Below are 26,467 nucleotides of genomic sequence, written 5' to 3' on the forward strand. Positions count from 1 at the left end.
AGAGGCGGAAGCACGGACCTGCAGGGCAGGTCCGTGGCACCCAAGACACAACCTTGGCCTTTTGCTGAATGTCGGCACAAGACGCGAAAACTTTTGAGAACCGTTATATACCGATTCTCGAAAGTAATCACGGATTGTGAAGAGCAGTTCCCAGCAATTGGTAGCGCCGGCCTCCGTGCCGGCGAACAATTCACCAAACAAAGCAATAAGTTATCGCCGGCAGGGACGCCGGCGCTACTGATTCTTCCCATTGCAGGCATTGGATTCCGTCAAGACTTTCGATAACAGCTATAATCACTCCGGTCAGGACCATGGAACAGAAAGGAAGCCGCACAGAGTGCGGCATTCCTTTCTCGTGAGTTGACCTGTTTTTCATCGCAGGGCAGCGAGCTTAGTACCCCAAATAAGTGTAATTATCATAGTCGTAGTTGCCTTCGACTATATCCAGGTAACCGTCACCATTCAAGTTAGCGACTACTAGCGAATGGGTGTTTATCGTTGCACTACTGAGAGGGGTTCCGGTAGTCCCAGAAAAATCTCCGCTACCATTGCCCAGATAATAGTAGTTTATCTGACCGCCGTTTCCTTCAACGATGTCGAGAAAACCGTCTCCATTCAAATCTCCCACGGCTATGGACCATGTGTCGTTTGTTCCGCTACCGATCGCTGTGCCGGTCACTGCAGAAAAATCGCCAGTACCGGTGCCGAGATAAACAAAGTTTTGTTGACCGTAATTTCCTTGAATGACATCAAGGAAAGTGTCCCCGTTCACGTCGGCAAGCGCCAAGGAGTTGGTATTGTATATCCCACTGCCAATCGCTGAACCGGTCACTGCGGAGAAATCGCCACTTCCGGTACCAAGATATACATAATTCGGTTGACCGTCATTTCCTTCAAGAATGTCAAGGAATGTGTCGTTGTTCACGTCCGCAACGATCATGGAGCTCGTGTTATATATCCCATTGCCGATCGCAACTCCGGTGACCGCTGAAAAGTCACCACTACCAGTACCGAGATATACGTAGCTTTGTTGACCGTAATTTCCTTGAATGACATCAAGGTAAGTGTCTCCATTCAGGTCTGCAACAGTTATGGATTGGGTATTGTACGTGCCGCTACCGATGGCTGTACCGGTCACTGCGGAGAAGTCGCCACTACCATTGCCGAGATATACGTAGCTTTGTTGACCGTAATTTCCTTGAATGATATCAAGGTAAGTATCGCCATTCACGTCTGCAACAGTTATGGATCGGGTATTGTAAGTGCCGATTCCAATCTGGAAACTGACACACGTGGAAAAATTCCCGGTTCCGTCACCCAGATACACGTAACTAGCTTGACCGTAGTTGCCCTCAATAAAGTCTAGCTTGCCATCACCGTTAATATCTGCAACCACGAGAGACATGGTATTTCCATTACCGTCCCAGGAATGCGAGGAAAAACCATCGAATACTGGAGTGACATCGACGGTCATGTGATACGTAGCGGTGCTGAAGTCGGTACCATCAGACACTCTGAACTCGAAAGTAGCGTATCCCGTGCCGTTTGCGTTAGCTGCGGGAATGAATGAGAGTTTGCCGTCATTGATATCGGTGATACTAATCAGGTCATTCAGATTTACATCAACCCCATTCAACTGCAACTGCCCTGCGAGAGGCAACGAAGTAATCTGAACTGCCTGCAACTGATCCCCTATGTCGATATCACTGAATCCGAATTCGCCGGCTATAAACGTGTGCGGAGTGTCCTCATCCGTCGTGATGGTGTTATCTGCGCCGCTAGGAGCATCATTCACCGGTGTGACGTCAATTGTCATGGTGTAATTGGTGCTGTATTCAGTCCCGTCAAAGACCTTGAACTCGAAAGTAGCGTATCCCGTACCGTTTGCGTTAACTGCGGGAATGAATGAGAGTTTGCCGTCATTGATATCGGTGATACTAATCAGGTCATTCAGATTTACATCAACCCCATTCAACTGCAACTGCCCTGCCAGAGGCAACGAAGTAATCTGAACTGCCTGCAACTGGTCCCCTGCGTCGACGTCACTGAATCCGAATTCGCCGGCTACAAACGCGTGCGTAGTGTCTTCATCGGTCGTAATGGTGTTATCTGCGCCGGTAGGGGCATCATTGACCGGTGTGACGTTAACTGTCATGGTGTAATTAGTGCTATATTCAGTCCCGTCGAAGACCCTGAACTCGAAAGTAGCGTATCCCGTGCCGTTTGCGTCAGGTGCGGGAATGAATGAGAGCTTGCCGTCATTGATATCGGTGATGCTAATCACGTGATCCAGATTTACATCAACTCCATTCAACTGCAACTGGCCTGCCAGAGGCAACGAAGCAATCTGAACTGCCTGCAACTGGTCCCCTGCGTCGACATCACTGAATCCGAATTCGTCGGCTATAAAGGTGTGCGCAGTGTCCTCTTCGGTCGTGACGGTGTTATCTGTGCCGGTAGGAACATCATTCACCGGAGTCACCGTGAACGTGAATGTTTGAGATGTTGTATTCTGACCGTCACTGGCAATAACCTGGACATCAACCGAACCGTTTGCATTCGGTGCACTTGAGAAACTCACAATTCCGGAACTTGAGATCGACAAGTCTGCAAGGGTGAGCCCGCCGTAATACGTTAGAGATCCGAGACTGTATTCCAGAATGCTATCGATGTCGTGGAAGTATGAGCTGACGTTGTAATCAAAGATCCCGAAGTCCTCAGCAGTAGAGGCACCAGGGATGGGATCCGAAGTCGGCGCCTGGTTCCCTGATGTGACGGTTATCGCTACCGATTCAGAGATCGTCTGATTACCGCCGGAACCGGAATTTCCTAGATCGTCCACAACAATGGACAAGGAGTCAGAACCGCCGAAGTTGCTGTCCGGCCGGTAAACGATATCATGCAGCGCGGTATTGAGCTGGCTCCAGGTTCCCTGAAAAACCATTTGGGTATCTTGCGTGCCGTCTCCTGACACCCAGGAAATTTGGGTTGTATCGGCAAGCGTCAGCGTGCCGTGAGTCACGGAGAGCGTTACCTGAAGGGGATTGTTTCCTGAATCCACGTCGAATACGTAGATTGCGGGAATTGTGAGATCCGTATCTTCATTCACGGTCTGAGCCCCAGGCACTGACGCTACAGGAGCATCGTTCACATATGAAGACGTGTGTTGTTGAATATAATGGAAATCGTTGCCCCAGATGTACTCGCTGGAATGCCAGTCGTTAAACACCTGTATCCCGGAGCCGTCCGTGTACCATGAGAAAGCGGTCTCCCATACGCCATCATTGACAGTATCATACCAATACCATGCTCCGCCGCTATGGTCTTGGTAGAAGTAATTGAGGTCGTCAGTGTAATAGTGGCTCCCGTTACAATCGTTAAGAACCCACATCCACTCTGAATTGACCTGGTCTGCGAACCATGTAAATGCCGGTTCCCATTCCTGATCGTTCATGTCGTCAAACCACAACCAGTCACCTGTAGCAGTATCCTCAGCGAAGAACTGATGGTCGCCGTGATACCACCAGGTGTAACCGTCGGCAGTTGTCACCCACCAGCCGGTGTTTTCATTCCAGAACCAGCCACTGGATTCCTCCCACCACCAGCCGCTGCCATTATCTTCCTGCCACCAGCCATTGTCGACGTACACCCAGCCGAGACTGTCAACCTGACCGCCATCGGCTGCATGGTCTTGAACATCCTGTACGTCAGTCACCGCTCCATCCAGAACAATTCGTTCCTCCAATTGCTCAAGAACGAGCGAGCGGCCGCTTTCCTCTGTCGATCTCCAGTTTTGTAGCTTTGGCATAATTCTCATCAAATGTCCCTCCATGTAGTAATTCGTAAAAGTATTTCCTGAGGAGGTTAATTTACCTCCGGCTTCCCCCGTACATCACTAATACCAATGCGCTTCATGCAAGTAACATCGAGAAGCTTGTTCATTGCCCCTGGCAAATCTCCTCCGCTACGAACGGCGCAGTCTGACTTCGCTTCGGAGACCTGCCAAGGCCGGCTTCATCCAATGTCACTTCTTGGGACGCGCATTGGTATTAGTAGTCTGGCCCCCCCTATCGACAAAACATCCCCCCTTGGTAATTCACAAGAGAATCCCTCGTAACGCTTATGAGCGCTCGGATTTCCTCACTATTGTTCATCTCTACAGCTTAGATGGAATACTCATAGACGAGCTTCTCCATACAATAGAGTAAAAGCTGCACTCTGAGATTGCCTACTGGCATCCCAGATTTCTTTAAACAAACCGATTACTTCTTGAAGTTGGATAATGTATTCATGAACGCCTCTCGGTATCAATTATAGAGAATTGGTATCCCTAAAAAGTGAAATTAGTCGAATGTTCACCACACTAGCAACTTATATAAGCCAAGTAATACGCCGATAAATCGCCTCCAATATCAATTGGACAAACAGCACTTCCGGATAACGGTCATTACAATCCCATCTCCTTAGTAATGAGCATACAAAAAAAGCTATTTCGTTGCAAGAGACAAAATAAAATTTTAGTAATTTTTCATGGTGAGGCAGATATTTCTTGTAAAAGGCCCGTGGCAGAGCCAATACGGCCGGGGACGATGCGATGTCGGCAGCAGGTGAGAGGTGCATTGATATCAATTTGCATTCAAAATCCCCTCATTCCCCCCTTTGATAAAGGGGGGTAGAGGGGATTTTCGTCCAACTTTGAAAGCAAATTGCTGTAACCTGAACGCGAATGACTCCTCATCTAATGAGCTCATTAACCAGAGACGGAGCCGAGGACAGCAGGTTTTCTATGGGAGTTCCCAGAGTTTTTTCGATGCGCCCTTTTATATTCAAGATGTTCAACAATCGTCGGTCCTGGGCAGCCGCCAGATGTGATTTCTCCCAGAGCTTGTCTTTGAATCGTTCTTCCACAGCAACAATTCGGTCGTCCTGAACGATTTTGTCTGCAAGGCAAACGATTTCCTGCGGAGAGATTGGCTCCTCTGGAGTTGGACGAACATCCATATGCAGACTCACAACCCAGCCCAGTGTATCGTACCCGAGTTCTCTCAGGATTTTCGCCGCTTCTTCTGCATGGTTGGGGCGATCTTTCGCAATGTCGTGTAACAATGCGGCGGCTTCAATCAACTTCATGTTCAGGCTGCAATTTCTTTCATTCAGGGCACGAGCCAAAAGGACCGCCACTTGGGCGACTTTCATCGAGTGTGCCAGAGTGTGCGAGTCCACTCGAATTTTCCTGGTGAGCAACACCTTGCACTCGGAATTGGAAGGGAAATCATACTCCGTCAATTTCGCAAGAGCGGCCTTATAGTGTTCCGGTGAATCCATATCAATGAGAATGTGCTCGTCAGCTACTTCCACATCAACGGTCCGAGGGTGTTGTTCTGCAAGGAAAGCTCGTAATCCGCCTTCGCCTCCCCATACGAGGAGAGCGGACCGGAATTTCGTCGAAATGAGAGGAGGATGCCCTCGTCTCCCCATGAAGGTGGGATGCCAGACGTCTCCTTCCTCTGTTCTGAAGGCCTGCAACAGGTCCAGCACCGTGGTCTTCCGAATGAGTGGAATGTCCACAGGAAGCATGAAGAATGCTTTCCTGGAGGACTCAAGATCGTGGGCTCCCGCTTGCACTGAGGAGAACATTCCTTCTTGGAAACGGTTGTTCACAATCCAACGAACACCCAGACGTTCCAGGTGCGGTATCAGATCATCCGCCCTGTGTCCGACTACCACTCTGATGTCGCAGATTCCCGCGTCCCGGAACAGCTTCACGCACCGTTCCACCACTGTAGTCGGCCCCAAAGGGAGCAGTGGTTTGAAACGCTTCATTCGTGAAGAGAGTCCGGCTGCAAGCACAAGCGCTGCTATATCATCGGGCTGTGTCATGAGTTCCGTTCCGACTCAATTTATAATCGGGGCAGGCATGCATTCTTTCCATTCTCGGCAGGACAGTCCCGCATGGGCAGGGTTCCTTGAGAAATCTGCCGAAGTGACCCGTTCGGTAACGAACCAGCGGCATACCTCTTCGCGTCAATGTGGTAAACGTGATTTCGCCCAATTCGCCCTGCGGAACTGTCCGCGCTGAATTCGGATCGATAATTTCAAAATACAGATCTGCTTCCCGAACATGGTATCCGCTGCACGCCCGGCATTCGACTCCTCCGCCGAATCCCATTTCAGTTGTACCATAGTGGCAGAATACGGGACAATCCCAGGTCCTTTGCAGCTCTTCAATAATGGCATCCGGGACATAGGGGGATCTCAGGCATGCGTCGGGTGCGACCAAAAGCCCCTTCATTTGCGCAGAAGGAATGTCCTTTGCAGCATGATGTTTCGCAATGGATAATACCTGACCGGGAAGGCCGACAAGGAACTCGATTTCGGACTGCAAAATTGCATGAACCGCTTTTAATGGATCTTCAACCAGACCGTGTACAATACCTTTCACACCCATGCGACTCAATCCCCTTGCAAGGAGATTGCCTACGGAATCAGGCCTCGGCCCCGGCAAGAGAATGAGTACCTTCTGTCCCGTTTCAACCAGGGCGGACATCCCGTGATGAAAGAAATCAACCGTGAGCTCAAGATCTTGTCGAGTAAAATGCAGACGCCTCGGCTGCTCGGCTGCATCGGGAACCATGAGCGTTACGACTCGCTCGATTTCGCTTTGCGATACACACGGGAATTGCGGACCTTTGTCCCGAATGTCCTGAGGAGTAGTGAAGGGGAACTGCTCCAGATCGTCCAGAGTCCGAAGATCCGTCGCAGAAAAGCCCCGAAGTAATCCACGGTAAAACGGGCTCTTCTCGGCAACGTACTCAATTGTCTCTCGCAGACGTTCAAGCTGGTATTCACGCATATCGCTTTCAGTGAAGTTGCCTGTGCTCAATCCCATCCTATAGGCGATCCAATTTTCCAGGGGCGTTTTCTGCATTTCTCACCGTTCCCTTTCAAACAGGGGACGTCCGGATGAACTGGTGAGGTTGTGGGCGCAGAAAGGAATGATCCTGCCATCTCGGGCAACCACATGAATGCAACAATCTCTCAGTCGCTCCAGATCGATGTTCCAAACGTCTTGAAACGCCATTCCTGAGATGCACAGCTTATGGGTGAGGGCTCGTTCCAGCAGAACGTCCCATTCGCCCATGGAAAACACATCATCCTGGACGCTTGATGCGGTTGCAGTCCCACTCTGAGCCCAGTTTTGAGCTACAAAACGACGTGCTTTTGCCGCACCTTCTGCAGCATTTTCGGAACTACATGTGCATGGAATCTCATGACTTGTCAAAGCTTGCACGCGGTTATCAGGCATGAGGACAAACGTACCGTGAAACGAACACAGTGCATTTTCACATCCAGGTGGCTTGAAATGGTGAGTCTTCAGGCGTCCGTCGGTCTGGATCTCGAGATTCCGGATGATCTCGGGTATGGTGATACGGTCATTATCGGATGGAATCGCCGGATATCTCCCGAAATAGCTCACTGGTTGAAAATGCACACCCCGGACAACGTCAAGATTCTTAAACGCAAATTCGACAATAGCGCCCAATTCCTGATCGTTCACGCCTGGAACTACTGTCGGAACGAGCACCACACCGATTCCCTCCTGACGGCACGATTCGATTGCAGCTAATTTAGATGCGAGAAAAGCTCCACCTCTTAATGTGACGTAAGTGGCTTCGAAAACCCCGTCGAACTGCAGGAATGCAGATGCAAGACCGGCATTTCTAAGTCGCTTGACATAAGCGGGATCGGTTCCGAACCTGAGCCCATTGGTGTTCACCTGAATAAAACCGAATCCCATGGACTGACCAAGCGCGATAATGTCTGGAAGATCGTCACGGAGAGTCGGTTCTCCACCGGAAATCTGGACATTGCAGGGGTGCCCGGTTGCGAGCAGTGCTTCGTACCAACGTTTGATCGTTGCCATATCCGGATCTGAAGCCTGAGATGTGCCCGCTTTCGCGAAACAAAAGGCGCAGCGCATATTGCATCGGTATGTCACCTCCAATAATGCCGTGCACGTCTGCTGGCGATGGTCGGGACAGAGGCCGCAATCGAAGGGGCAGCCTTCGCGAACGCTGGTACCTGGTCGCTCAGGGTAGGTTGGAATCTTCGGTCGTACCCAGCTCTGGTAGGATGGATCGCCGCGCCAGAGGATTACTTGAAATTCTCCGTGATCGGGACATGTCTTTCTCAAATAGACGTCACTTCCATCCACAACTCGGATTGCGGGTATCCGTGCCAGGCATTCGGGGCAGAGGCTTTCCGTCCGGAATGGATGAGGGGCATCCTGAAGGGACATTACCGACCCTCGGAAAGGTCGAAGTCATTCTCAAGCAGGAGCGACTTCACCTTTTCGTACGTTCGAGTGACAAGTTGGGGACAACGCGAAGTCTGGTTCCTCGGATCGTCTGCGAGGATCTCTCGACAATGAATCCCGCCGTAACATTCGGAGAATTCCTGGGTAAACCATGCAAATAATTCGTTGATCATATCGTTGAGTCTCGGGTCTGCTTCATCATCCGGGTTACCTCTTCCCGCGTACAGGGCCAACAAGCAGGCGCCGCCTGTCAAAGCGCCACAGATGTCGCCGCAGAAACCCATTCCGCCAGCGAGCCCTTCCATCGACCGTATAAGGTCAGGATTTGTCTTACCCTGAGCGTCCAATCCGAGCGAAAGCAGAATCTGGCTGCAATGAAAACCCTGTCCTGCCAACTCCAACATGCGAAAGATCTCGTCCATTATTGTGAACCGTGTACAAAAGTTTTCTTTTTGTGCTCATTTGAGAATACATTATCCAATGGAGTCCCCGTTATAGCAGATGACATAATTTCTGACCTTTTGAACACATTGTGCTTTAAATGAACAGTAGGGGCCGGCGTCCTGCCGGCCGGAACCGCTTGATTTGTATTTGAAAAATGTGCCGGCACAGAGGCACGGCACCTACCAAGTGCCGAGAAGTGCTTTTCGCAATTGGACACAGTTTTATACACTTGCTATAACTCGTGGTTCCGTGAATCGTTGCCGCCTCCGCGGCGGTCAATTGGGAATCATAAGCGAACTCAGAATCATGTTGTCTTCTGAGCAATGAGCAGGAAATAGCCTGGTTTTGCTTCTGATATTGTTCGATTCATCTCGTTAAGATCGACCGACTTCAAGCCCATTCTTGACCAAAATTCGTCCATGGAACCATAAGAAAAGACCAGGTGGACAACAAATCGTGTGAGCAGATCGGAATGGTCTTCCCAGAGATCGATTCTGAAATCACGACATGACAATCTCTCCAGAAGATTCGTGCGAGAAACAGCGCCTTTGAGGCAGCATTCCACTGGCATGCAGGATAACTGACCACTGCTTTCCGCATTCCTCGCATACACGTCGGTAATAATCAATTTGCCGCCAATCTTGAGGAGCCGCTGAAATTCGTCCAGTGCCCGTTCCGGGTCATTCATCGTCGAGAGACTACACTCGGCAAAAATGCCGTCTGCGAATGCGTCAGGGAAGGGGAGCCTTTCAGCGATGCTCCGAACGAACAGCAAATCATGGTTCTCAAAACAGGCTTGATGCAAAAGATGGGAAGATGCGTCTACTCCAATTGCCGAGAAACGATGGACGCCGGTCAGATGCCTCAGGGTGACTCCGGTCCCGCAGCCCACGTCGACGATTCTTGACCCCTGCGGGAACCCGCATAGAGCCACAGCTCGTTCCGTGAGTGCAAGGCCGCCCGGCCTGATTCCTTCGGCGGCACATTCGGTTTCAGCCAAGCGTTCGTATACTCTGCAGGAGTTTAGGGAACTCATCTGTATCACTTGTCTTCAAGCAGCTTCTCGACTTCTGCCATCTTGCCCAGGGCCAATTGCTCCGGAACGAACACCAAACCGCAGCGAGGGCATTTGGGCAAGTTCACGGGATACTTGCTTCCCCGGTATGCCACTTCAACTTTTGCCATTTCGAGAGGTATGCTGCATCTGGCGCATATCCACTCTGCAGCTTCCTGAGGATCTGCATACTCGCTCACGGTTTCAATTCCTCCATAATCTCCATGCGGTGGCTGTACGCATTATGGACGACGAAGCCGTCCTCTGCCGGCGAATACTCGACCCAATAGGTGACGGTGGTCGGCGTATGATGAGCGAGAAAATGGCCCGAATGACTGTTCACAAGCTTGAATCCCGTCCTTTCGGCCCATTCGATTATTTCCTGAATGTCTTCCGTCAGGATCATGCGACGTTCCATGAGGTCTCGAACCTGCTCGGAAATCTGCAATTTTACCGGTTGACGACCTTCGGCCACATCTTCACCCCAAAGATCCTTCAATAAGGAATGTTTCAGTCTTGCACGATTCTCACGTCGTTGCGAATAATCAGGTCCCTTTTGCGCTGCATGCTCGAAATCTCCGGGGCCAAAAATGAAATCCAGCAAGTGCCAGGCAGGTTTGCCCTCAAAGCTGAATTGATCCCTGCACATTGCGCAGTATGCCAAGTATTGGAGAGGGCTTTCCGAAATTCTGCGTCTCACCGTTTTTTCCGCCAGCTCCCGGTTCGCAAAATACATAAGACCTCCAAAACCACAGCATTCGGTTGTGTTGCGGCTGAGAGGGAGTTCGTGAATTTCGTACCCGAGGCGACGAAGGATATTTCTGACGCTGTCCTGTATACTGTCATGGTGTCTGGAAGTGCAGGGGTCGTGGACAGCTACGGCAAAAGTTTCCATGCGAGGGACATCAGGTAAACCGAGCGTATCTATCGTTTCCCAGAGAGACTGCACCTTCACATGGGGAAGGTGGGCTTTAAATACGGAATAACAGGTGGAGCATGCCACGATCAATTCGGGTTTGCCCATTTCCAGCCATTGAGCCTCAAATCCGGAAACAACGCGAGCAAACTCCTCCTTACGGCCCGCCCAATCCGCGGGAGCTCCGCAGCATCGCAACATGAGCCCGACTCCGCCCGTTAGCCGTTCAGCAAGGTAAGAATAGGTTCGCTTTACATTGATGGGACTGGAAGCGCAAAGCTGGCAACCCGGAAAGAACAGGAATCTGCTGGAATCCATCCCGGGTTGATGACGATGGAGAGCAAACTTGTCGCTGTTGCTGAACTCCATGTCCCTCAGCGCGAATTCATGAGCGGAGGGAGGCATTTTCCCCTGTTCCACCATGGTTTCCCGGGCAGCTATGCATATTTCTCCCATGTGGAGGTCTTCCGGACAAACCTCTTTGCACAAACCACAATTGCTGCACGAATTAATGAGCTTGTTTCCGTGCCGTTGGCCCATAACGATGGAGAGATTGTTGTAGATCTGTCTGATGTACTTTTTGGGGTAACCTTTGAAGCTCGCCAGAAATTCACACACTTTGACGCATTCCATGCATTCGCATTGGAGACAGCGTTTTGCCTCTTGCACCGCCTCCTCTGCGGAGTATCCTTCGGGAGCATTCGACAGAGGCACTTCGGGAAGAGCTTCAATTCCCTCCAAACTGGTGTACAGCCGTGTCTCGTACGAGCCTTCGTTTTCACGGGAAGCGGTAAGAGAGACTTTTTGCAGGAACCGGTCAATGGAAATCGCCGTGCGCCTGCCATCGGAAATGGAACGAATAGGTGAGCGCTCTTTAGCGCCTCTGACCAGGGTTCCCCCCGCAAATACTCCCGGCTCATTCGTTTCAAAGGTCTCTTGCGTAACAGGAACGAGAGCATCTGCAGTAACGTTCAGTTCGCCTTCGTTCCGGCTCCCGAATCCAGAGCCCAAATAGACCGCATCAAATTCCTTTTGAAGATCCGAAAGGGGTATGTCTTGACCGACACTGGTTTTCAAACGGATTTCGACCGAAAGATCTGCCAGTATATCGAAGTCCCTGAGGATAGCCTCGCGCGGAAGCTCTGTTTCAGGGTAGTCCCACAAGCTTCCTCCCAGCCTGTCGGTGGCTTCGAAAAGAACGATCTGATATCCCTTCTTCGCCAGATCGAGAGAGGCAGTCAGGCCACTCAATCCACCGCCGACGACTGCAACCCGTTTGTCCTTTCGAGGCAGAGGTGTCACTCTGGCTTTTGTCACAGGAGCCTGAGCGAAAGCTGCACGTTCCAGCGCACGAATCGAAATGGTCGATCCGGCATCTCCTCGTTTGCACGAATCCTGACACGGATGGTCGCAAACACGACTGATGATTCCAGGAAAGGGGACTGATTTGGTGAAGATTTTGAGCGCAGCAGCAAAATCTCCCTTGGCGATGGCAGCGTTCATGGCACGAACGTCTACGTGCACCGGGCATGCAGCGCTACACCAGGGGGCACATTCTTGGATACAGCGGCTTTCGAGTTCCCTTAATTCTTGTTGATCCATAGCGTTTCATATCAAGCGAAAAGATTTCGTAAATTATACCACGCACTTCAAAGCGAGCAAAATGGAGGAAACATCGTTCATATTTAATGCGCATTCAAAGCAGCAAGATTCGGGGAAACCCTTCTTGTAAGAAGTGTTTCCCCGAGCCCCTTCCCAAGAATTTCTAGCATTTGTCTAAGTCACAGTTTTTCCGAAGGAAAAACTGTGACTTAGACAAATGTTAAAAGTTTTTTGGAAGGGTTTGGGGAACCTTTTCTACAGAAAAGGTTCCCCAATTTTACTGCCTTGAGTGCGGTTACTTGAGGCCGGCCAGCACCTTTTCGGGTAGTGCGGGCAAGCTTCTGATTCTCACGCCTGTAGCATTGTAGATCGCATTTGCCACCGCGGCGTGCGGGGAGGTGAGGGGCAGTTCGCCCACGCCCGCTGCTCCGAATGGTCCATGCTCCCTCGGGGATTCCACGTAAATAATGTCTATATTGTCGGGTATGTCCTTTGCGAAAGGAAGACCGCAATTGATCAGACTCGTATGTTTCTTCAAGTCCTCGAAGTCTTCCGACAGAGCCAACCCGATACCCTGAGCGATTCCACCGTAGATCTGGCCGTCTACGACCAGCCTGTTGTTGATTTTGCCGATATCCGCCACGATAGTGAACTTCTCCACCTGTGTTTTGCCGGTCTTGGTGTCAACGGCCACTTCAGCCATAAACACGCCGTACATATAGACTGCGAAGGGACTTCCCTGGGCGTTTTCATCGCACGGGGTGCACATGGAAGCGGTCCATTTCCCTGAATACTTCAGGGGGATGTTTTCGGCCACCATTTCGTCGTACGTGCGGTATGATCCGTCTGATTTCCGCATCGCGTTGATGAGCATCTCGCAGCCGTTCTTGATGGCATTGCCTGTCATAACCTGCTGGCGGCTTCCACCGGAAGGTCCGCTATTCGGAGTGATTGCCGTATCGTTCATGACCAGTTGGATCTTGTCGGGAGTGATAGCCAGCGGACGAAGAGCTTCATGGCACGTTCCCAGTGCACCCATGTCGGCTCCTTGACCGTGATCCTCCCACGCGCTGATCAACTTTACTCCGTTGGGGATAAGCTCAACGGTCACCTCGGACGAATCCGGCCCGTCGAGACCGCAACCGTACACGCCGATTGATATTCCGACGCCTTTTTTCTTCTCGGGCGTGGATTCCATTTTCGCCTTTTTCAGGGCTTCCTGATACAGAGGTCGGAGCTTGTCGATCATCTCGGGGAAACTGTAAACTTCCGGCGCTTGTCCGGTCGGTGACGTATCTCCGGGACGATACACGTTCAGGTACCTCAATTCCAATGGGTCTTTGCCCATTTTTTCGGCAAGCTCGTCCATTAGACATTCAGAAGCCAAGAAGCTCTGAGGGGAACCATAGGCACGAAAAGCAGAGCCCCACGCATGGTTGGTGCATACGGTTTGACCGAGACCCCTGATATTGGGGATTCCATAGCCGGCGCCTATGAACTGGGCACCACGAAGGGTGAGCAGATCGCCGAACTCCGAATAGGGACCGTGGTCAACGATCCAATCGCCTTCCATGGCAACGATCTTGCCGTCTTTGTCTGCACCGTATTTGAGCTTAATGAAGAATGGAGAGCGCTTTCCGGTGTACGTTATGTGCTGATAATAATCGTATTTCAGAGCCACCGGCTTTCCTGTCGCAATTGCAGCGACGCCCACAAGTGCCTCCATGGTCGGGCTGAATTTGTATCCGAACGTGCCGCCGGCAGGATTCTGAACAAGCCGAAGTTTCTCGGGCTCCGTTCCCAGTCCTGCGCATATCATGGCATGGTGGAGATGGATACCGATGCTCTTGGAATGGATCGTGAGGCGGCTTTCTTCATCAAAATAGGCAAAACCCACATCCGGCTCCATTGTCAGATGGGGTTGCCTCTGGAGATAATACTCTCCTTCCACCACATATGCAGCGGATTCCATAAGCGGCTTTGTATCCTGACCTTTAGCCCGTTTCTGCTCGTAATAGATGTTCGGTGTTCCTGGGTGAATTTCAATCGCATCATCAGCCATTGCTGCAGGTGCGCTCATGTATGCGGGAAGTTCCTCGAGCAATACATTGACCTTCTCCGCTGCAGCTTTCGCATTGGCTTCAGTGTCGGCGCACACGATGGCTATCGCGTCTCCGAATTGAAAAACTTTCTCATCGCACAGAATCGGCCGATCCCATCCATCCCCTTTGTTTGTAGGGAAGGTGATAAGGCCGGTGATTCGGTTCTTTCCCTTGACATCCTTGTGTGTGACAATTTTGGCCACACCGGGCATTTTCTCTGCCTCGGCGGTATCGATTGAGAGAATCTTCGCATGGGACACTTTAGCTTGAACCAGCGCGAGATGCAGGGTTCCCGGAGGCATCTTGCAGATGAGGTCTGCCCCATAATCCGTGGTACCTGTGACTTTGGCAACAGCGGAGGGGCGCGGGTAATTGGTTCCCCAGATTCTTCCATCCGCGGGTAGCTGAAAAGCCAATTCCGCTGCAGTTATCTCTCCGCGAAGAACTTTCGCTGCATCCATTACGGCGTCAACCAGCGGCTTGTATCCTGTGCATCGGCATGCATTTCTATTTTTCTGGAACCAATCCCTCACCTGTTCCCTTGTAGGATTCAGGTTTTCGTCCAGGAGCGCTTTGGCGGACACTATGAAACCGGGCGAGCAGAATCCGCATTGGGCCCCGCCGTGAACAGTCCAGGACAACTGCAGAGCGTGGAGATTGTCGGGCGTCCCGATACCCTCGATGGTGAGGATATTGGCACCCTCCTGTACTCTTTTCATCTTAGTCATGCAGGACTTTATCAGTTTGCCGTCCATAATGACGGAACACGAGCCACACTGGCCGGTTCCGCATCCTATTTTCGTGCCTGTCAGACCCAATTGGCCTCGTACGACGTCAGCCAACGAAGCCTCAGGGTCTGCAACTACTATTTTGTTTACGCCATTAAGAGTGACATTCCTTTTGATCATTTCTGCCTCCTTTTAGAACCGACAGTCTTTCAAAAAAACTCGCAGGCCGATCCAGCAACTGAAGACGTTTCAAATTGTGGAACGGGAACTCGCACTTCCCATATGGGTGCGAAGCTCCGGTGTCCTCGAATAAATAAATCCCCGACACATTGGCATCTCCTGGATTCCAAAAGATTTTTCGCCATTGTGGTGCCTTCCCTCGGAAACGTACTAAATGAATGCAGTAGTTGCGTTTGTACGAGTCGTATGACTCGTCGTGATATGCCTGGATGAAAGAAGAAACGTACGAGGACACTTAAAGCGTAGCTTTGTACCTCAAGGCTGTCAAGATTTTTTTATGTCGGTCAAGACATATATGTCAATTGTGACGTAATTCGTCCGTGTCAGTTATTAAGACAGTGAATGCTTCGTCGTTTAAAACCGATTATCTGGTGTGCTCCAGTTGGACTGACCAATCGGAAACAACTTTTCCTAGTTCTTCCAAAACATCTTTGTCAGTTCGGCCTGATCTCTTGGGAACGTGAAATCCATGATCTGCACCATCAATGACATGGAGTACCGTTTTGCCTTGTGCCTGCAATCGATCGCAAACAGGACGCAAAAGACTGAGGTCGGCCAGACTGTCGCGCGTCCCCTGGAGAAACAACATAGGTACGCCGACCTTGAATAGATGTTCGCTGCGATGGTTTGACGGCTTTCCCGGAGCATGCAGTGGGAACCCCAGGAAGACAATGCCCTTAACACCGGGCAATGTTGCCTCGGATGCGGCAATTGACGTCATGCGACCGCCGAGCGATTTGCCTCCGGCCAATAAGGGCAAGTTGTCCGAGTGCTCCTGAGCGGCTGAAACCGCAGAACGAACAGTTTCCACGAGAACCGACTGGGGGTTGGGGGCTGTCTTTCTCTGTTCCATGTAAGGAAAATTATACCTGAGACTGGCAATACCGTGGTTCGCCAGACTTAGGGCTATGTCAGTCATGAATTCACTACGGACCCCGGCTCCGGCTCCATGTCCCAGCACCAGAAGCCAGCGTACGTCTTCGGGCCGCATGAGGAGAGCGCTGACTTCGCCTAAATCCCTACCTGCCGCGAAACGAATCTCGTGCTCGATCATCCTGACCACCCATCCGCCGGGAACGCCCGGCACGTTCGCGAATGCGTTTCTTGCGCATCAGACCTTCTAATGCTTTCCCCCAAAATTATCTTTATATTAAACGAATCACGAATCTGTGGCTACCGGTTGATAGTCGCTGCGGAGCGGGCCTCGGTTTAGATGAAATGAGCAAGAAGATCATCTACTGCGTGCCGCAATCTCCAGAAACTGTTTCGCCAATAGTGGAGCAGTCGGTTCATCTTCATGCTTGAAGAAAACATACGCTGTCTGCCAATTCTGGGACTTGATTTTGCGTGCCCACTGGAGAAGCTCTTCTTCCGAATAATTCGCCTTACGCAAACGAAGATAGCCCCAATTAGCGGTAACCACGAATCGGCTGATTTCTTCATTTTCCACATCCGAACAGCAAACTGCATAACCTTTTTTGCGCAACAATTCGTAGAGTTCGTCATCAAACCAGGATGGGTGCCGGAATTCGAATGCAATTCTGGGGCTTGACGGCAGCAGACCTGTAAAATCTGAAAGCAGTTGGATATTCTTCCTCAAGTAGGGCGGCAATTGAAATAAAACCGCCCCAAGCTTTTCGCCAAGCGTGGCAGAGACTTTGAACAGATAATCGACCTCATCGTTTTTCTGTTTGAGTGGACTGCTGTGAGTTATCTTTCGAGGGGCCTTCAGAACAAAACGAAAGTCGGGAGGAACCTGTTGAGCCCATGCTTCCAACGTAGTTGTCCCGGGCATGCGGTAGAATGTATTATTGATCTCCACCCCAGGTAAATTCTCCCCGTAAAATCGTAGCATATCTTTGTCAGGGTGATTTTTCGGATAAAAGGATCCCTTCCATTCCTTATAACTATAACCGCTGGTACCGACATATAATTGCATCGGATGCTCCCGTCCCCGTGTTGTTCAACGGGACAGAACCGCGGCGCCTATACTATTAGATCCGGTCACAAACTAGAGTATTTCAATTGTGCAGGCATAATAGGCGCAGCAGTTTCTCCAAGAAATCGTTACACTTCTGACAAATTATCTCTGTCCGAGTTCTTCAATATCCCACCTCCATGTAACAATTTAAATTAATATTAGTACTGAAGTGATGAAAGGTCCATCTGATTCATCTCATGGGAAAAGTCCACGATGGGCGAAGGTTTCTGCCGTGAGAGAGCATTTTTCGCTGTCATCGTGGTTTATGGTGTTTGCCAAATGTTTTGTCCGATTCAAATCCCCCCAAGCCCCCATAGGCGTTAAAATAAGAGCATCTTGCCCATCTTGATGGGTCTGGCCCCAGGCCTGACCGAAGATGCGTTTACGAATTCACAGGCATAAACCATCAAATAAAACAGATAATTGTCATTGCGAGGAGCGCAGCGACGTGGCAATCGCCTGGGAATATGGCGCTTAATTCCAGGCGATTGCTTCGCTTCGCTCGCAATGACAGTCATTCAGACACCTTGGCAAAAAAGATGCGGTTCGTTTTGGTCATCAATCCTACGCCGGATCCTTATTTTAACGCCTATGCCCCAAGCCCCCCTTTACGAAAGGGGGGGAGGGGGATTTCTCGACCAACATCTGCACCGAGTTTCAGTCATTTATTTGGGCAATGATTATAAGCCGGTCCTAGGCTTTCTCAATCCTCACGGCGCACACCTTGTAATCGGGAGTCTTGGATACCGGATCCAATGACGTCCCCAGAAGCTCGTTCGGATTGGCTTTTGCAAAATGGAAATCCATAAAAATTGCGCCTTCGGGCACAATGTCCCCAGGTCGCACCGGCGTGAATATCTCTCCTCTGCGGGAAGTCACCCGAATCACATCGCCGTCTCGTAATCCGAGGCGCTCGGCATCGAGATGGTTGATCTGAGCAAATGGCTCAGGAAACTCCTTGTGTAGCGAAGAGCATCTGCCTGTCATGGTTCGTGTATGATAATGCGCATACCTCCGTCCTGTCGTGAGCAGGTACGGGTATTCGGCATCAGGTAGTTCTTCCGGAGGTCGGAAATCGATCACGTGAAACTGGCCTCGCCCTCGGGTAAATTTTCCCTGATGAAGGAACTGAGTTCCCGGGTGGTCCGGGGAAGGACAGGGCCACTGGATACCTCCTTTGTCCAGTCGCTCATGGCTCATTCCTGCGAAGGAAGGAGCCAGGCTCGCCAGCTCATCGAAGATTTGCGAAGGCGATTCATAATCCATGGAAAGACCAAGCCGCTTGCCTAATTCGCAGATGATCTTCCAGTCAGCCATGGAACCTTCCGGGTTTTCTACAGCTTTGCGTACCCGCTGAAATTTACGTTCCGTATTACTGAAAGTGCCTTCCTTTTCGGCCCAGCAGGCTCCGGGAAAGACAACATGGGCCAATTGGGCCGTCTCGGTAAGGAAGATGTCCTGAACGATCAAGAATTCCGCTGACTTCAGTGCATGAGTCACGTGATGAGTGTTCGGGTCGCTCAATACCGAATTTTCCCCCAATATGTACAAGCATTTGAGCGAGCCATCAATCAGGCGGTCCATCATGTCCGGAATCGTGTATCCGACCCGATTAGACAGCTTTGCCTGCCAAGCCTGCTCGAATTTTTGCCTTACCGCATCATCCGTGACTACTTGATACCCGTGGTACACATTGGGAAGTCCGCCCATATCACAGGCGCCTTGAACGTTATTCTGGCCCCGCATGGGATTCACGCCGGTGGACACCCTACCGATCTGGCCGGTCAACATCGCGAGATTGGCCAGGGTTTTGACATTATCGACTCCGTGGGAGTGTTCCGTGATTCCCAGGGTATAGCAAATAGAAGACCGCTCCGCCGTGGCGTACATTTCGGCTATACGCATGATATCTTCAGGAGGAACTCCGCAGATTTCAGATGCCTTTTCAGGGGTATATTTTTTCAGATGCTCCTGAAGCTCGGCAAAGCCTTCGGTTCGTTCCTCGACGAAAGATGGGTTGTGCCAATTGTTGGCAAGAATGGCATGCATTACACCATTGAATAAGGCTACATCCGTGCCAAAATTCAGGCGAACATGCATATCCGCCTGGAGCGACATCTGAATTTTGCGCGGATCCACAACGATGAGCTTGGCGCCTTTCAGCTTGGCTCGGTACATGCGATGCGATATCAACGGGTGAGCTTCCGTGGTATTTGAACCCACGACCAGGAGACAGTCCGTGTCTTCGATCTCAGGGATCGAGTTCGTCATTGCTCCACTTCCGAAAGCGGCGGCAAGACCTGCCACCGTGGGAGCGTGTCAGAGACGTGCGCAATGATCGATGTTGTTCGTACCGAATCCAGCCCTGCAGAATTTTTGCAGCACGTAATTGTCTTCATTGGTGCAACGGGCTGAAGCGAAAAAACCTATACTATCGCCACCGTAAGTTTCTTTGATCTCTTTGAGGCGTGATACCGTGAAATCAAAAGCCTCTTCCCACGAGGCCTCTTCCAGCTTCCCATTCTTCCGAATCAATGGCGTTGTCAGCCTGTCCGGGCTGTGGACAAACTGATGCGCATTCCATCCCTTGATGCAAAGCTTGCCCTGATTCATAGGAGCCGTCTTGACAGGTGTGGTCCCGATGAGGCGGCCGTCCATGACCTCCAGAAGCATCTGACAGCCGCAGCCACAATAAGGACACGTGGTTTGTACAAATCGATAATCCATTCTCACATTCTCCAACTCTGACGCTTTAGTGCAGGGTCTTCATTCACTTATGTCTCGTTTGACATAAGTTATCGCAAACGTCTCCCTTCCAGTCAACGAAAAGAAACATCGTTCCGTTATTTTGCCGAACTCAAATTGTAGAACCAAGGCGCAATAACATTCTCTCCTTGGGCAAATCTTACGAAAAACTTATACCGATTCGCTTTTGTTTTTATAATCTGGCAGGCTTGAGGTATCCTTCGCTCCGGACGACGCAAGGCCGTCTAATCACTCCGCTCAGAACACCTCAGCCTTCGCCATCTTATATGCATGATTGCGAAATGGTATTACATCATGCGGGACGCTTCCGCTTCACGTTCCGCCGCCGTGAATACTCGTTCTTGGGAAAAAGTTTCCTGAATTTCGCATTTGCGTAACGATTACACACGCGATGAAGTTCAGCATATCTTCTCAGCAATTTCTCTCCTTCAGAAGTCAGCGTGGTTCCTTTGTTGCTCGTCTCGACGAGTTTGATGCCGGATTGAGTCTCGGCATCTTTCACTCTCGCCCAGACTCGCCTGAATGGCTGGCCCACTTTGAGAGCGGCTTTGCTGATGGAACCTGTTTCACTTATGGCTTTCAGGATTTTGAATCGACCTTCGCCGATCACGGTCTCGCCGATGGTGTTCTCGATCCAAACTTTCGATTTCACCTTGAGATTCATGGTACAATGATCCATGTATTATTTTTTCAACGTGAAAGAGGAAAGGGAAATCCATAGGTGCAATTCTGGATACGAAGCGGCCGTTCATTCCATCAATTCGGACTGAACGGCCGTCTTTCGTAAAAGGCAGCTCGGGTTATTTACCCGCTGCGTACTGGTAGTACTTCTTCGGATCCTCTTTCACAACGTAGATGACCCGAACATCATCTACGTTCAGGGCCTGAGCTTGAGGAAAATCCTTCTTGAGCTCCTGAACCCTCTTTTTTGCCATGTCCACGATCTTGTCGCGTTCTCCGAAAACCATAGTTCCTGTAGGACACGATTTGACGCAGGCCGGTATCTGATTGTTCGAGATCCGGTCAAAGCACATCGTGCACTTGAAGAGCTGCTTGTTTTTGGGATCTTGCCGAGGAATGTTGTAGGGACATCCCTCCAAGGTGGCTTTAAAATCCAGATCTTTGGTATTGGGCGTGAAGATAACAGCCCCTGTTTTTTCGTCCTGAACTATTTCATCTTTTTCCACCGCTGCCATACAGCCCGGAGACAGGCAATGTCGGCACTGGTCCGTAAAGAAATGCCAGTACACTTTGCCATTCCCGTTTACGCCGTCGGCAAACCTCACGACTTTCCAGGTCTCGGCAGAAAGGTCTTTGGGGTTCTGATAGCTACCCCAGTTCGTGGTCTTTGTAGCAGGCAATTGATTCCATTGCTTGCAGGCTACCTGACAGCCTCGGCACGCAGTGCATTTGGAGGTGTCAACGAGTATCGAATATCCATTTGACATAGTTTACACCTCCTCATACTTTCTTCACATTGACCATGAACGCCTTATATTCAGGGCACATGGTGTTGGCATCTCCCACTGCTGGTGTCAGGAGATTGGTCGCATAGTTCTTGTCGGTTTTTGGCATAAGCCACCCGAAACAGTAGGGCATTGCCACCTGATGGATGGTCTTACCGGCGATTTTGAAAGGCCTGATGCGTGGGGTCACCATGGCAACACATTCCACTTCACCTCTGATTGAAGCCACCTTCACTCGATCACCGTTCTTGATTCCGATTTCGCCAGCCAGTTGAGGGCTTATTTCCACGTACAGCTCGGGCTGCATCTCCAGGAGCCAGGGTTGCCATCGAGTAAAGGAACCCGAGCACCAGTGCTCAGTGATACCATTGGTGCTGCACACGTAGGGGAAGTTGGGATCGGCCGAAGCAACCTTATCCATGTCGCTCTTGAAGATCTTGATTGCAGGATTGCTCACCTGCGCAGACATGGGGTTTTTCCCCAGCGGGTTCTCGTACGGTTCATAGTGCTCTGGAAAAGGACCGTCCGCCATACCGGGCCCGAACAAAGAAGAGACTCCATCCGGCTTCATGATGAAGGGGAGTTTGCCCTTTTCTTTGTCGCTCATGGGAGGCCATGGGCCATCAGGAACGTCGCCAACCCATTTGCCGCCTTCCCATTTCACCACGACCCTCTTGGGATTCCACGGTTGGCCGCTGGGGTCGCAGGATGCGCGGTTATAAAGGATTCTGCGGTTCACGGGCCAGCACCATGCCCAATTGGGATAGAGGCCCAGGCCGGTGGGATCTTCCGTTCCTCTGCGGGCCATCATGTTTCCCGCATTGGTGTAGCTTGCGCAATAGAGCCAATTTCCGCATGAAGTGCTGCCGTCGGCCTGCAGTAACCCGAAGGTGGGAACAAGATCGCCCTTCTTGAAGTTGAGGTCTTTCCCCGTGGGATCTTTGAGCGTCACATCCTTCACGAAATAGCCGTTGGTCTCCTTGGCTGTCTTGTGGGGATCGAACCTGCCCTTGTCGTCTCCATAGTCCCAATGCAAGTTCAAAATCGGCTCAGGACACTTGCCCCCTTCCTTCTTGTAAAGCTCTTTCAGTTTCCGGACCAGGCGATATACCATTTCGCCGTCGGGCATTGCTTCGCCCGCAGGCTCAACAGCCTTGTAGCGCCACTGGGCAACTCGTCCGCTGTTGCTGAGGCTCCCCTCTCTCTCTACCGAACAGGCAGCGGGCAAGAGAAACACCTCGGTTTTGATCTTCTTGGGATCCAATCCCGGGCCGTGCCAGAAGGATGCAGTCTCATTGTTGAAGATGTTGGCATGGACGAGCCAGTCGAGGTTGCTCAGGGCTTTTACCACTTTATTGACATTGGGATGGCTCCCTGCAGGGTTTTGGCTCCATATGAACATGCCATTGATCTTACCCGAGTACATCACGTCGCACATGTCAAGCCACGAATACGTCTTGCCGTCGTCTGCTTTGGGCAGCCAGGCATAGCCGAAGTCGTTTTCCTTGGTGGCCTTGTCGCCGAAGAACGTTTTGAGCAAGCTCACCGTGTACTTGGGGGTATTTTGCCACCAGTTCGCGGATTGGGGCTCACCCGTCTTGGGCGTGTACGCTTTCAGATATGCTTCCAGGGTTTGCTGAGACCCTCTGGGAACCTTCAGGTATCCCGGAAGGATATGGAACAACAGACATCCGTCCGTTGACCCCTGAACGTTCGGTTGCCCGCGAAGGGCGTTGATGCCTCCACCCGCTATTCCAATGTTGCCCAGGAGCAACTGGACGATGGCGCTTGTGCGGATGATCTGCGCCCCAATCGTGTGGTGGGTCCAACCCAAAGCGTACAGGACGCTGCCGGCTTTGTCTCGAGTCCCTGTGGAAGAATACATCTCGTATACTTTCAGCAAATCTTCCACGGGAGTACCCGTAATCTCGGATACCTTTTCAGGCGTGTATCTGGAATAGTGCTTTTTAAGAAGTTGAAACACGCACCGCGGATTCTGCAAAGTCGGGTCTTTTTCGGCGACCCCTTTGTCGTCCCGTTTAAGGGCCCAGTTAGAAGCGTCGTATTTCCCGGTCTCTTTGTTGTATCCGGAAAATAGACCATCGTTGAAATCGAACTTGTCCCCAACAATGTGCGATGCGTTCGTGTAGTTTTCGACGTACTCTTTGAAATACTTATTTTTTTCCAGAATGTAGTTGATCATGCCGCCGAGGAAGGCTATGTCGGTTCCGGAACGTAAGGCGGCATAATAGTCGGAAATGGCCGATGTTCTCGTGTACCGGGGATCAACGGATATTACTTTGGCACCGTGCTCTTTGGCCTTCATCACCCATCTCATGCTGATGGGGTGGTTTTCGGCAGCATTGCTGCCCATGATGAGGAGGCAATCACTGTTTTCCAGATCCACCCAGTGATTGGTCATTGCGCCGCGCCCGAACGACTCTCCCAGAGCCGCAACAGTCGGACTGTGTCAGACTCGGGCCTGGTGGTCGATGTAAACCAGGCCCAGTGCCCTGACCATTAAATTGAGAACCGCAACTTCTTCGTTGTCGATGTTCGAGCTGCCCAGGTGCGCTATGTTCTCCACGCGATTCACTACCTGGCCTTTGTCGTTCTTTTCTATGAAACCCGCGTCACGAGTCTTCTTCGCACGCTTGGCGATTTCGGCGATTGCCCAGTCCCAGCTTTTCTCTTGCCATTTGTCGCTGTACGGGGCGCGATAGAGCACCTTGGTAAGGCGGTTGGGATTGGCAGCAGTTGTTTGATACACCGATGCGCCTTTTGCGCAGAGTGAGCCCCCGTTAACGGGATGATCGGGATCACCCTCGATGTTGATGATCTTTCCGGCTTTCGTGTCAGTGCTTACGATCAGACCGCACCCCACAGAGCAGTACGGACAGATCGATGTGGTGCGTTTTGCTGTCTTCATCTTGTCGATCTTGAGCTCTTTCGCATATGCGTTCGTCGCTCCAAGATCGAGCCCCAAAGATGAGAGCGCCGCACCGGCTCCCAACGCGCCGGATATAACAAGGAACTCCCGGCGAGTCACATCCATCATTGGCCTCCTTCCGTCTAATGTCTGTTGCGTCAAATCTCCCGAATCTTCAAAAGCGTAACTTGAAGATCGGAAGCCGTTTCCTCCTCTTCGAATGAAGGTGCACCCTCGCATCGTTTCCCGAATGTGCGTAAACCAGAATACATCTCAACCGGAGAGCAGAAGTGTTGTGTCGGAAATGACATAACTAGCCTATGTCATGAATGACATAGCAGTGCAAATTTGTCAACATATCATTTTTGCTAGAGTTTTATGTTGCTGAAATATAGAATGTTTGTTTGAGAGCAGTGGAGATTTAGCTATGACTGATTTTGCATAGGCTTTATGCAGACTCGCTTTCTTTTTCATAATCTGAGAGGCTGAAGGTATCCTTCGCTCCGGACGACGCAAAGCCGTCTAATCATTCCGCTCAGGACACCCCAGCCTTCGCTATGTTATATGCGAGGGGATGCGTTCACAGGCGACGAGTAAAAAATCTCTGTGCCTGAAGAAAGCCTTACGATCAATACATGTATGGTGGATTTCTGGGCTTACCGATATTCTCCCAGGTAAGTCCGAGTCTATCACGAAAGAAGGGACCCAAGCGCTCGAACAAACGCCTCCAATGGCTCTTTCCCTGAAGGAGCCCCTCAAAAATATCGGTAACATGCTCCGGCAGGTTGGCCAGCTCGTCTTTTGGCAAGAAGGAGATAGCGCCGAGACTCATCGCTTTGTTCACACTCTCGGCAGTAATGGAGTGAGCTGTAAGCATTGCCGCGGGCAATTGTTTTTCCGTGCAGTGTTCCAGTAAATCGAATCCCTTTACCCCCATGATGTCAAGGAGGGCCAAATCAAAGGTTTTCTCGAAGAGTAACTCTTTGGCCTCGTCATAGCCTCCTGCTGTCGTGACTTCACATGTCTCAAGCTGTTCCCGAACCATTTCAAGCACATCGGGCTCGTCGTCCACAGCAAGAATTCTTTTGCCTCTCAATATCTCACTGGTCATTATTTCACTTTCTCGTTCAGTATTGAGGAACTGGATTCTCCGGGAATCTTCACAGTGAAACCGGGCATCATGTTTTGCCGAAATCTTTTTTCCATTTCAATCATTATTTCGCCGAACTCAATTGCATGGAGCCTCATGGCCTCTGCTGCTTCATCCGGTTTTCCTGCGAGCACGGCTTCGACGATTGGCCTGTGCATACCAGCCGGATGCAGTGATTCCGAACTTTGATGCACTGTTGCGACAACCTGGCGAGTAACCCTCATGAGAGACTTCACAAGGGCTTCGATAAAACGGTTACCGCAGATCTCCACCAGAATGGTATGTACCGTGGTTTTGGTCTCTAAATCGTCAAACAGGGTTCTTACAGGCTTTTCCTCGTCTTCCAGAGCAGCGATCAGCATCTTGGAATATTCCGGAGTAATCTTCATCGCTGCAACACGGGCCACTTCCGGTTCTATGATCTGTCGTGCCTGGCATAATTCGGGCATGGAGATTTTGTCCACAAGGAATAAATCGAGAAATGCATCTGCAAGACGTTCGAAGGAAAGCTCGGTAACGTAAGCGCCGCCGGAAGCCCCCTGTCGAGTGGCGAGGAAACCGGCATTCTCTAAATTCCTTATAGCCTCTCGCACGGTAACCCGGCTGACTTGGAACTGCTCCATCAACTCATGCTCTGAAGGCAGTTTGTCACCTGCTTTGAAATCACCGAGAAGAATGGATTGCTTTATCTGTTCGGTAACTTCATCGGAGACTCTCGTCTGTCTGATAGGTTTAAATTTCGGCATAGTTCTCCTCTGTGAACAGATGTACC

17 protein-coding genes are annotated in these 26,467 nt (G+C 50.9%); all 17 read right to left on the reverse strand.

Annotated features, from left to right (window positions below):
* Nucleotides 1–391 precede the first annotated feature (391 nt).
* Nucleotides 392–3,817 (reverse strand): FG-GAP-like repeat-containing protein, encoded by a 3,426-nt coding sequence (locus DESTI_RS08955; RefSeq protein ID WP_014809645.1) that lies wholly within the window; start codon nt 3,815–3,817, stop codon nt 392–394.
* 917 nt (nt 3,818–4,734) lie between these two features.
* On the reverse strand, nt 4,735–5,880 hold the full coding sequence (locus tag DESTI_RS08960; RefSeq protein ID WP_014809646.1) for a DVU_1551 family NTP transferase: 1,146 nt from the start codon (nt 5,878–5,880) through the stop codon (nt 4,735–4,737).
* Complete coding sequence (locus tag DESTI_RS08965) at nt 5,864–6,928, reverse strand: DVU_1553 family AMP-dependent CoA ligase (RefSeq protein ID WP_014809647.1); 1,065 nt, start codon at nt 6,926–6,928, stop codon at nt 5,864–5,866. The genes DESTI_RS08960 and DESTI_RS08965 overlap by 17 nt, the downstream gene beginning before the upstream one ends.
* A 3-nt stretch (nt 6,929–6,931) precedes the next feature.
* Nucleotides 6,932–8,299: a radical SAM (seleno)protein TrsS gene (trsS, locus tag DESTI_RS08970; protein WP_014809648.1), complete on the reverse strand. Its 1,368-nt coding sequence runs from the start codon at nt 8,297–8,299 to the stop codon at nt 6,932–6,934.
* Complete coding sequence (locus tag DESTI_RS08975) at nt 8,299–8,721, reverse strand: DVU_1555 family C-GCAxxG-C-C protein (RefSeq protein ID WP_237671469.1); 423 nt, start codon at nt 8,719–8,721, stop codon at nt 8,299–8,301. Before DESTI_RS08975 ends, trsS begins: the two co-directional genes overlap by 1 nt.
* A 344-nt stretch (nt 8,722–9,065) precedes the next feature.
* Nucleotides 9,066–9,797 carry a DVU_1556 family methyltransferase gene (gene trsM, locus DESTI_RS08980; protein ID WP_041286943.1) on the reverse strand — a complete coding sequence of 244 codons (732 nt, stop codon included), beginning with the start codon at nt 9,795–9,797 and terminating at the stop codon, nt 9,066–9,068.
* A gap of 5 nt (nt 9,798–9,802) precedes the next feature.
* On the reverse strand, nt 9,803–10,015 hold the full coding sequence (locus tag DESTI_RS08985; protein ID WP_014809651.1) for a DVU_1557 family redox protein: 213 nt from the start codon (nt 10,013–10,015) through the stop codon (nt 9,803–9,805).
* Nucleotides 10,012–12,333, reverse strand: a complete 2,322-nt coding sequence (locus tag DESTI_RS08990) for a pyridine nucleotide-disulfide oxidoreductase/dicluster-binding protein (RefSeq protein ID WP_014809652.1) — start codon at nt 12,331–12,333, stop codon at nt 10,012–10,014. The genes DESTI_RS08985 and DESTI_RS08990 overlap by 4 nt, the downstream gene beginning before the upstream one ends.
* 295 nt (nt 12,334–12,628) lie before the next feature.
* Nucleotides 12,629–15,343 carry a molybdopterin-dependent aldehyde oxidoreductase gene (locus tag DESTI_RS08995; protein WP_014809653.1) on the reverse strand — a complete coding sequence of 905 codons (2,715 nt, stop codon included), beginning with the start codon at nt 15,341–15,343 and terminating at the stop codon, nt 12,629–12,631.
* A gap of 424 nt (nt 15,344–15,767) precedes the next feature.
* A complete protein-coding gene (locus DESTI_RS09000) occupies nt 15,768–16,457 on the reverse strand; it encodes an alpha/beta hydrolase family protein (RefSeq protein WP_014809654.1) in 690 nt (229 codons plus the stop codon).
* Nucleotides 16,458–16,634: 177 nt separating this feature from the next.
* The gene (locus DESTI_RS09005) at nt 16,635–17,342 is read right to left on the reverse strand and encodes a DUF72 domain-containing protein (protein WP_014809655.1); all 708 of its coding nucleotides are present in this window, start codon (nt 17,340–17,342) and stop codon (nt 16,635–16,637) included.
* 735 nt (nt 17,343–18,077) lie between these two features.
* Nucleotides 18,078–20,111, reverse strand: coding sequence for a formate dehydrogenase H subunit alpha, selenocysteine-containing (locus DESTI_RS09010; protein ID WP_014809656.1), 2,034 nt, complete (start codon nt 20,109–20,111; stop codon nt 18,078–18,080).
* A gap of 331 nt (nt 20,112–20,442) precedes the next feature.
* Complete coding sequence (locus DESTI_RS09020; protein ID WP_157212131.1) at nt 20,443–20,802, reverse strand: winged helix-turn-helix domain-containing protein; 360 nt, start codon at nt 20,800–20,802, stop codon at nt 20,443–20,445.
* A gap of 148 nt (nt 20,803–20,950) precedes the next feature.
* Complete coding sequence (locus tag DESTI_RS09025) at nt 20,951–21,598, reverse strand: 4Fe-4S dicluster domain-containing protein (RefSeq protein ID WP_014809658.1); 648 nt, start codon at nt 21,596–21,598, stop codon at nt 20,951–20,953.
* Nucleotides 21,599–21,611: 13 nt separating this feature from the next.
* Nucleotides 21,612–24,671: a formate dehydrogenase-N subunit alpha gene (gene fdnG, locus DESTI_RS09030; RefSeq protein WP_014809659.1), complete on the reverse strand. Its 3,060-nt coding sequence runs from the start codon at nt 24,669–24,671 to the stop codon at nt 21,612–21,614.
* A gap of 502 nt (nt 24,672–25,173) precedes the next feature.
* Nucleotides 25,174–25,656, reverse strand: a complete 483-nt coding sequence (locus DESTI_RS09040; RefSeq protein WP_014809660.1) for a response regulator — start codon at nt 25,654–25,656, stop codon at nt 25,174–25,176.
* Nucleotides 25,656–26,441 (reverse strand): FadR/GntR family transcriptional regulator, encoded by a 786-nt coding sequence (locus tag DESTI_RS09045; RefSeq protein WP_014809661.1) that lies wholly within the window; start codon nt 26,439–26,441, stop codon nt 25,656–25,658. Before DESTI_RS09045 ends, DESTI_RS09040 begins: the two co-directional genes overlap by 1 nt.
* Between the last annotated feature and the right edge of the window lie 26 nt (nt 26,442–26,467).

It is taken from the genome of Desulfomonile tiedjei DSM 6799 (assembly GCF_000266945.1).
Lineage (GTDB): Bacteria > Desulfobacterota > Desulfomonilia > Desulfomonilales > Desulfomonilaceae > Desulfomonile > Desulfomonile tiedjei.

Coding starts and splice junctions, on each gene's coding strand:
- DESTI_RS08955 (WP_014809645.1), bottom strand. CDS start 3,817: ATGAGAATTATGCCAAAGCTACAAAACTGGAGATCGACAGAGGAAAGC.
- DESTI_RS08960 (WP_014809646.1), bottom strand. CDS start 5,880: ATGACACAGCCCGATGATATAGCAGCGCTTGTGCTTGCAGCCGGACTC.
- DESTI_RS08965 (WP_014809647.1), bottom strand. CDS start 6,928: ATGCAGAAAACGCCCCTGGAAAATTGGATCGCCTATAGGATGGGATTG.
- trsS (WP_014809648.1), bottom strand. CDS start 8,299: ATGTCCCTTCAGGATGCCCCTCATCCATTCCGGACGGAAAGCCTCTGC.
- DESTI_RS08975 (WP_237671469.1), bottom strand. CDS start 8,721: ATGTTGGAGTTGGCAGGACAGGGTTTTCATTGCAGCCAGATTCTGCTT.
- trsM (WP_041286943.1), bottom strand. CDS start 9,797: ATGAGTTCCCTAAACTCCTGCAGAGTATACGAACGCTTGGCTGAAACC.
- DESTI_RS08990 (WP_014809652.1), bottom strand. CDS start 12,333: ATGGATCAACAAGAATTAAGGGAACTCGAAAGCCGCTGTATCCAAGAA.
- DESTI_RS08995 (WP_014809653.1), bottom strand. CDS start 15,343: ATGATCAAAAGGAATGTCACTCTTAATGGCGTAAACAAAATAGTAGTT.
- DESTI_RS09000 (WP_014809654.1), bottom strand. CDS start 16,457: ATGATCGAGCACGAGATTCGTTTCGCGGCAGGTAGGGATTTAGGCGAA.
- DESTI_RS09005 (WP_014809655.1), bottom strand. CDS start 17,342: ATGCAATTATATGTCGGTACCAGCGGTTATAGTTATAAGGAATGGAAG.
- DESTI_RS09025 (WP_014809658.1), bottom strand. CDS start 21,598: ATGTCAAATGGATATTCGATACTCGTTGACACCTCCAAATGCACTGCG.
- DESTI_RS09040 (WP_014809660.1), bottom strand. CDS start 25,656: ATGACCAGTGAGATATTGAGAGGCAAAAGAATTCTTGCTGTGGACGAC.
- DESTI_RS09045 (WP_014809661.1), bottom strand. CDS start 26,441: ATGCCGAAATTTAAACCTATCAGACAGACGAGAGTCTCCGATGAAGTT.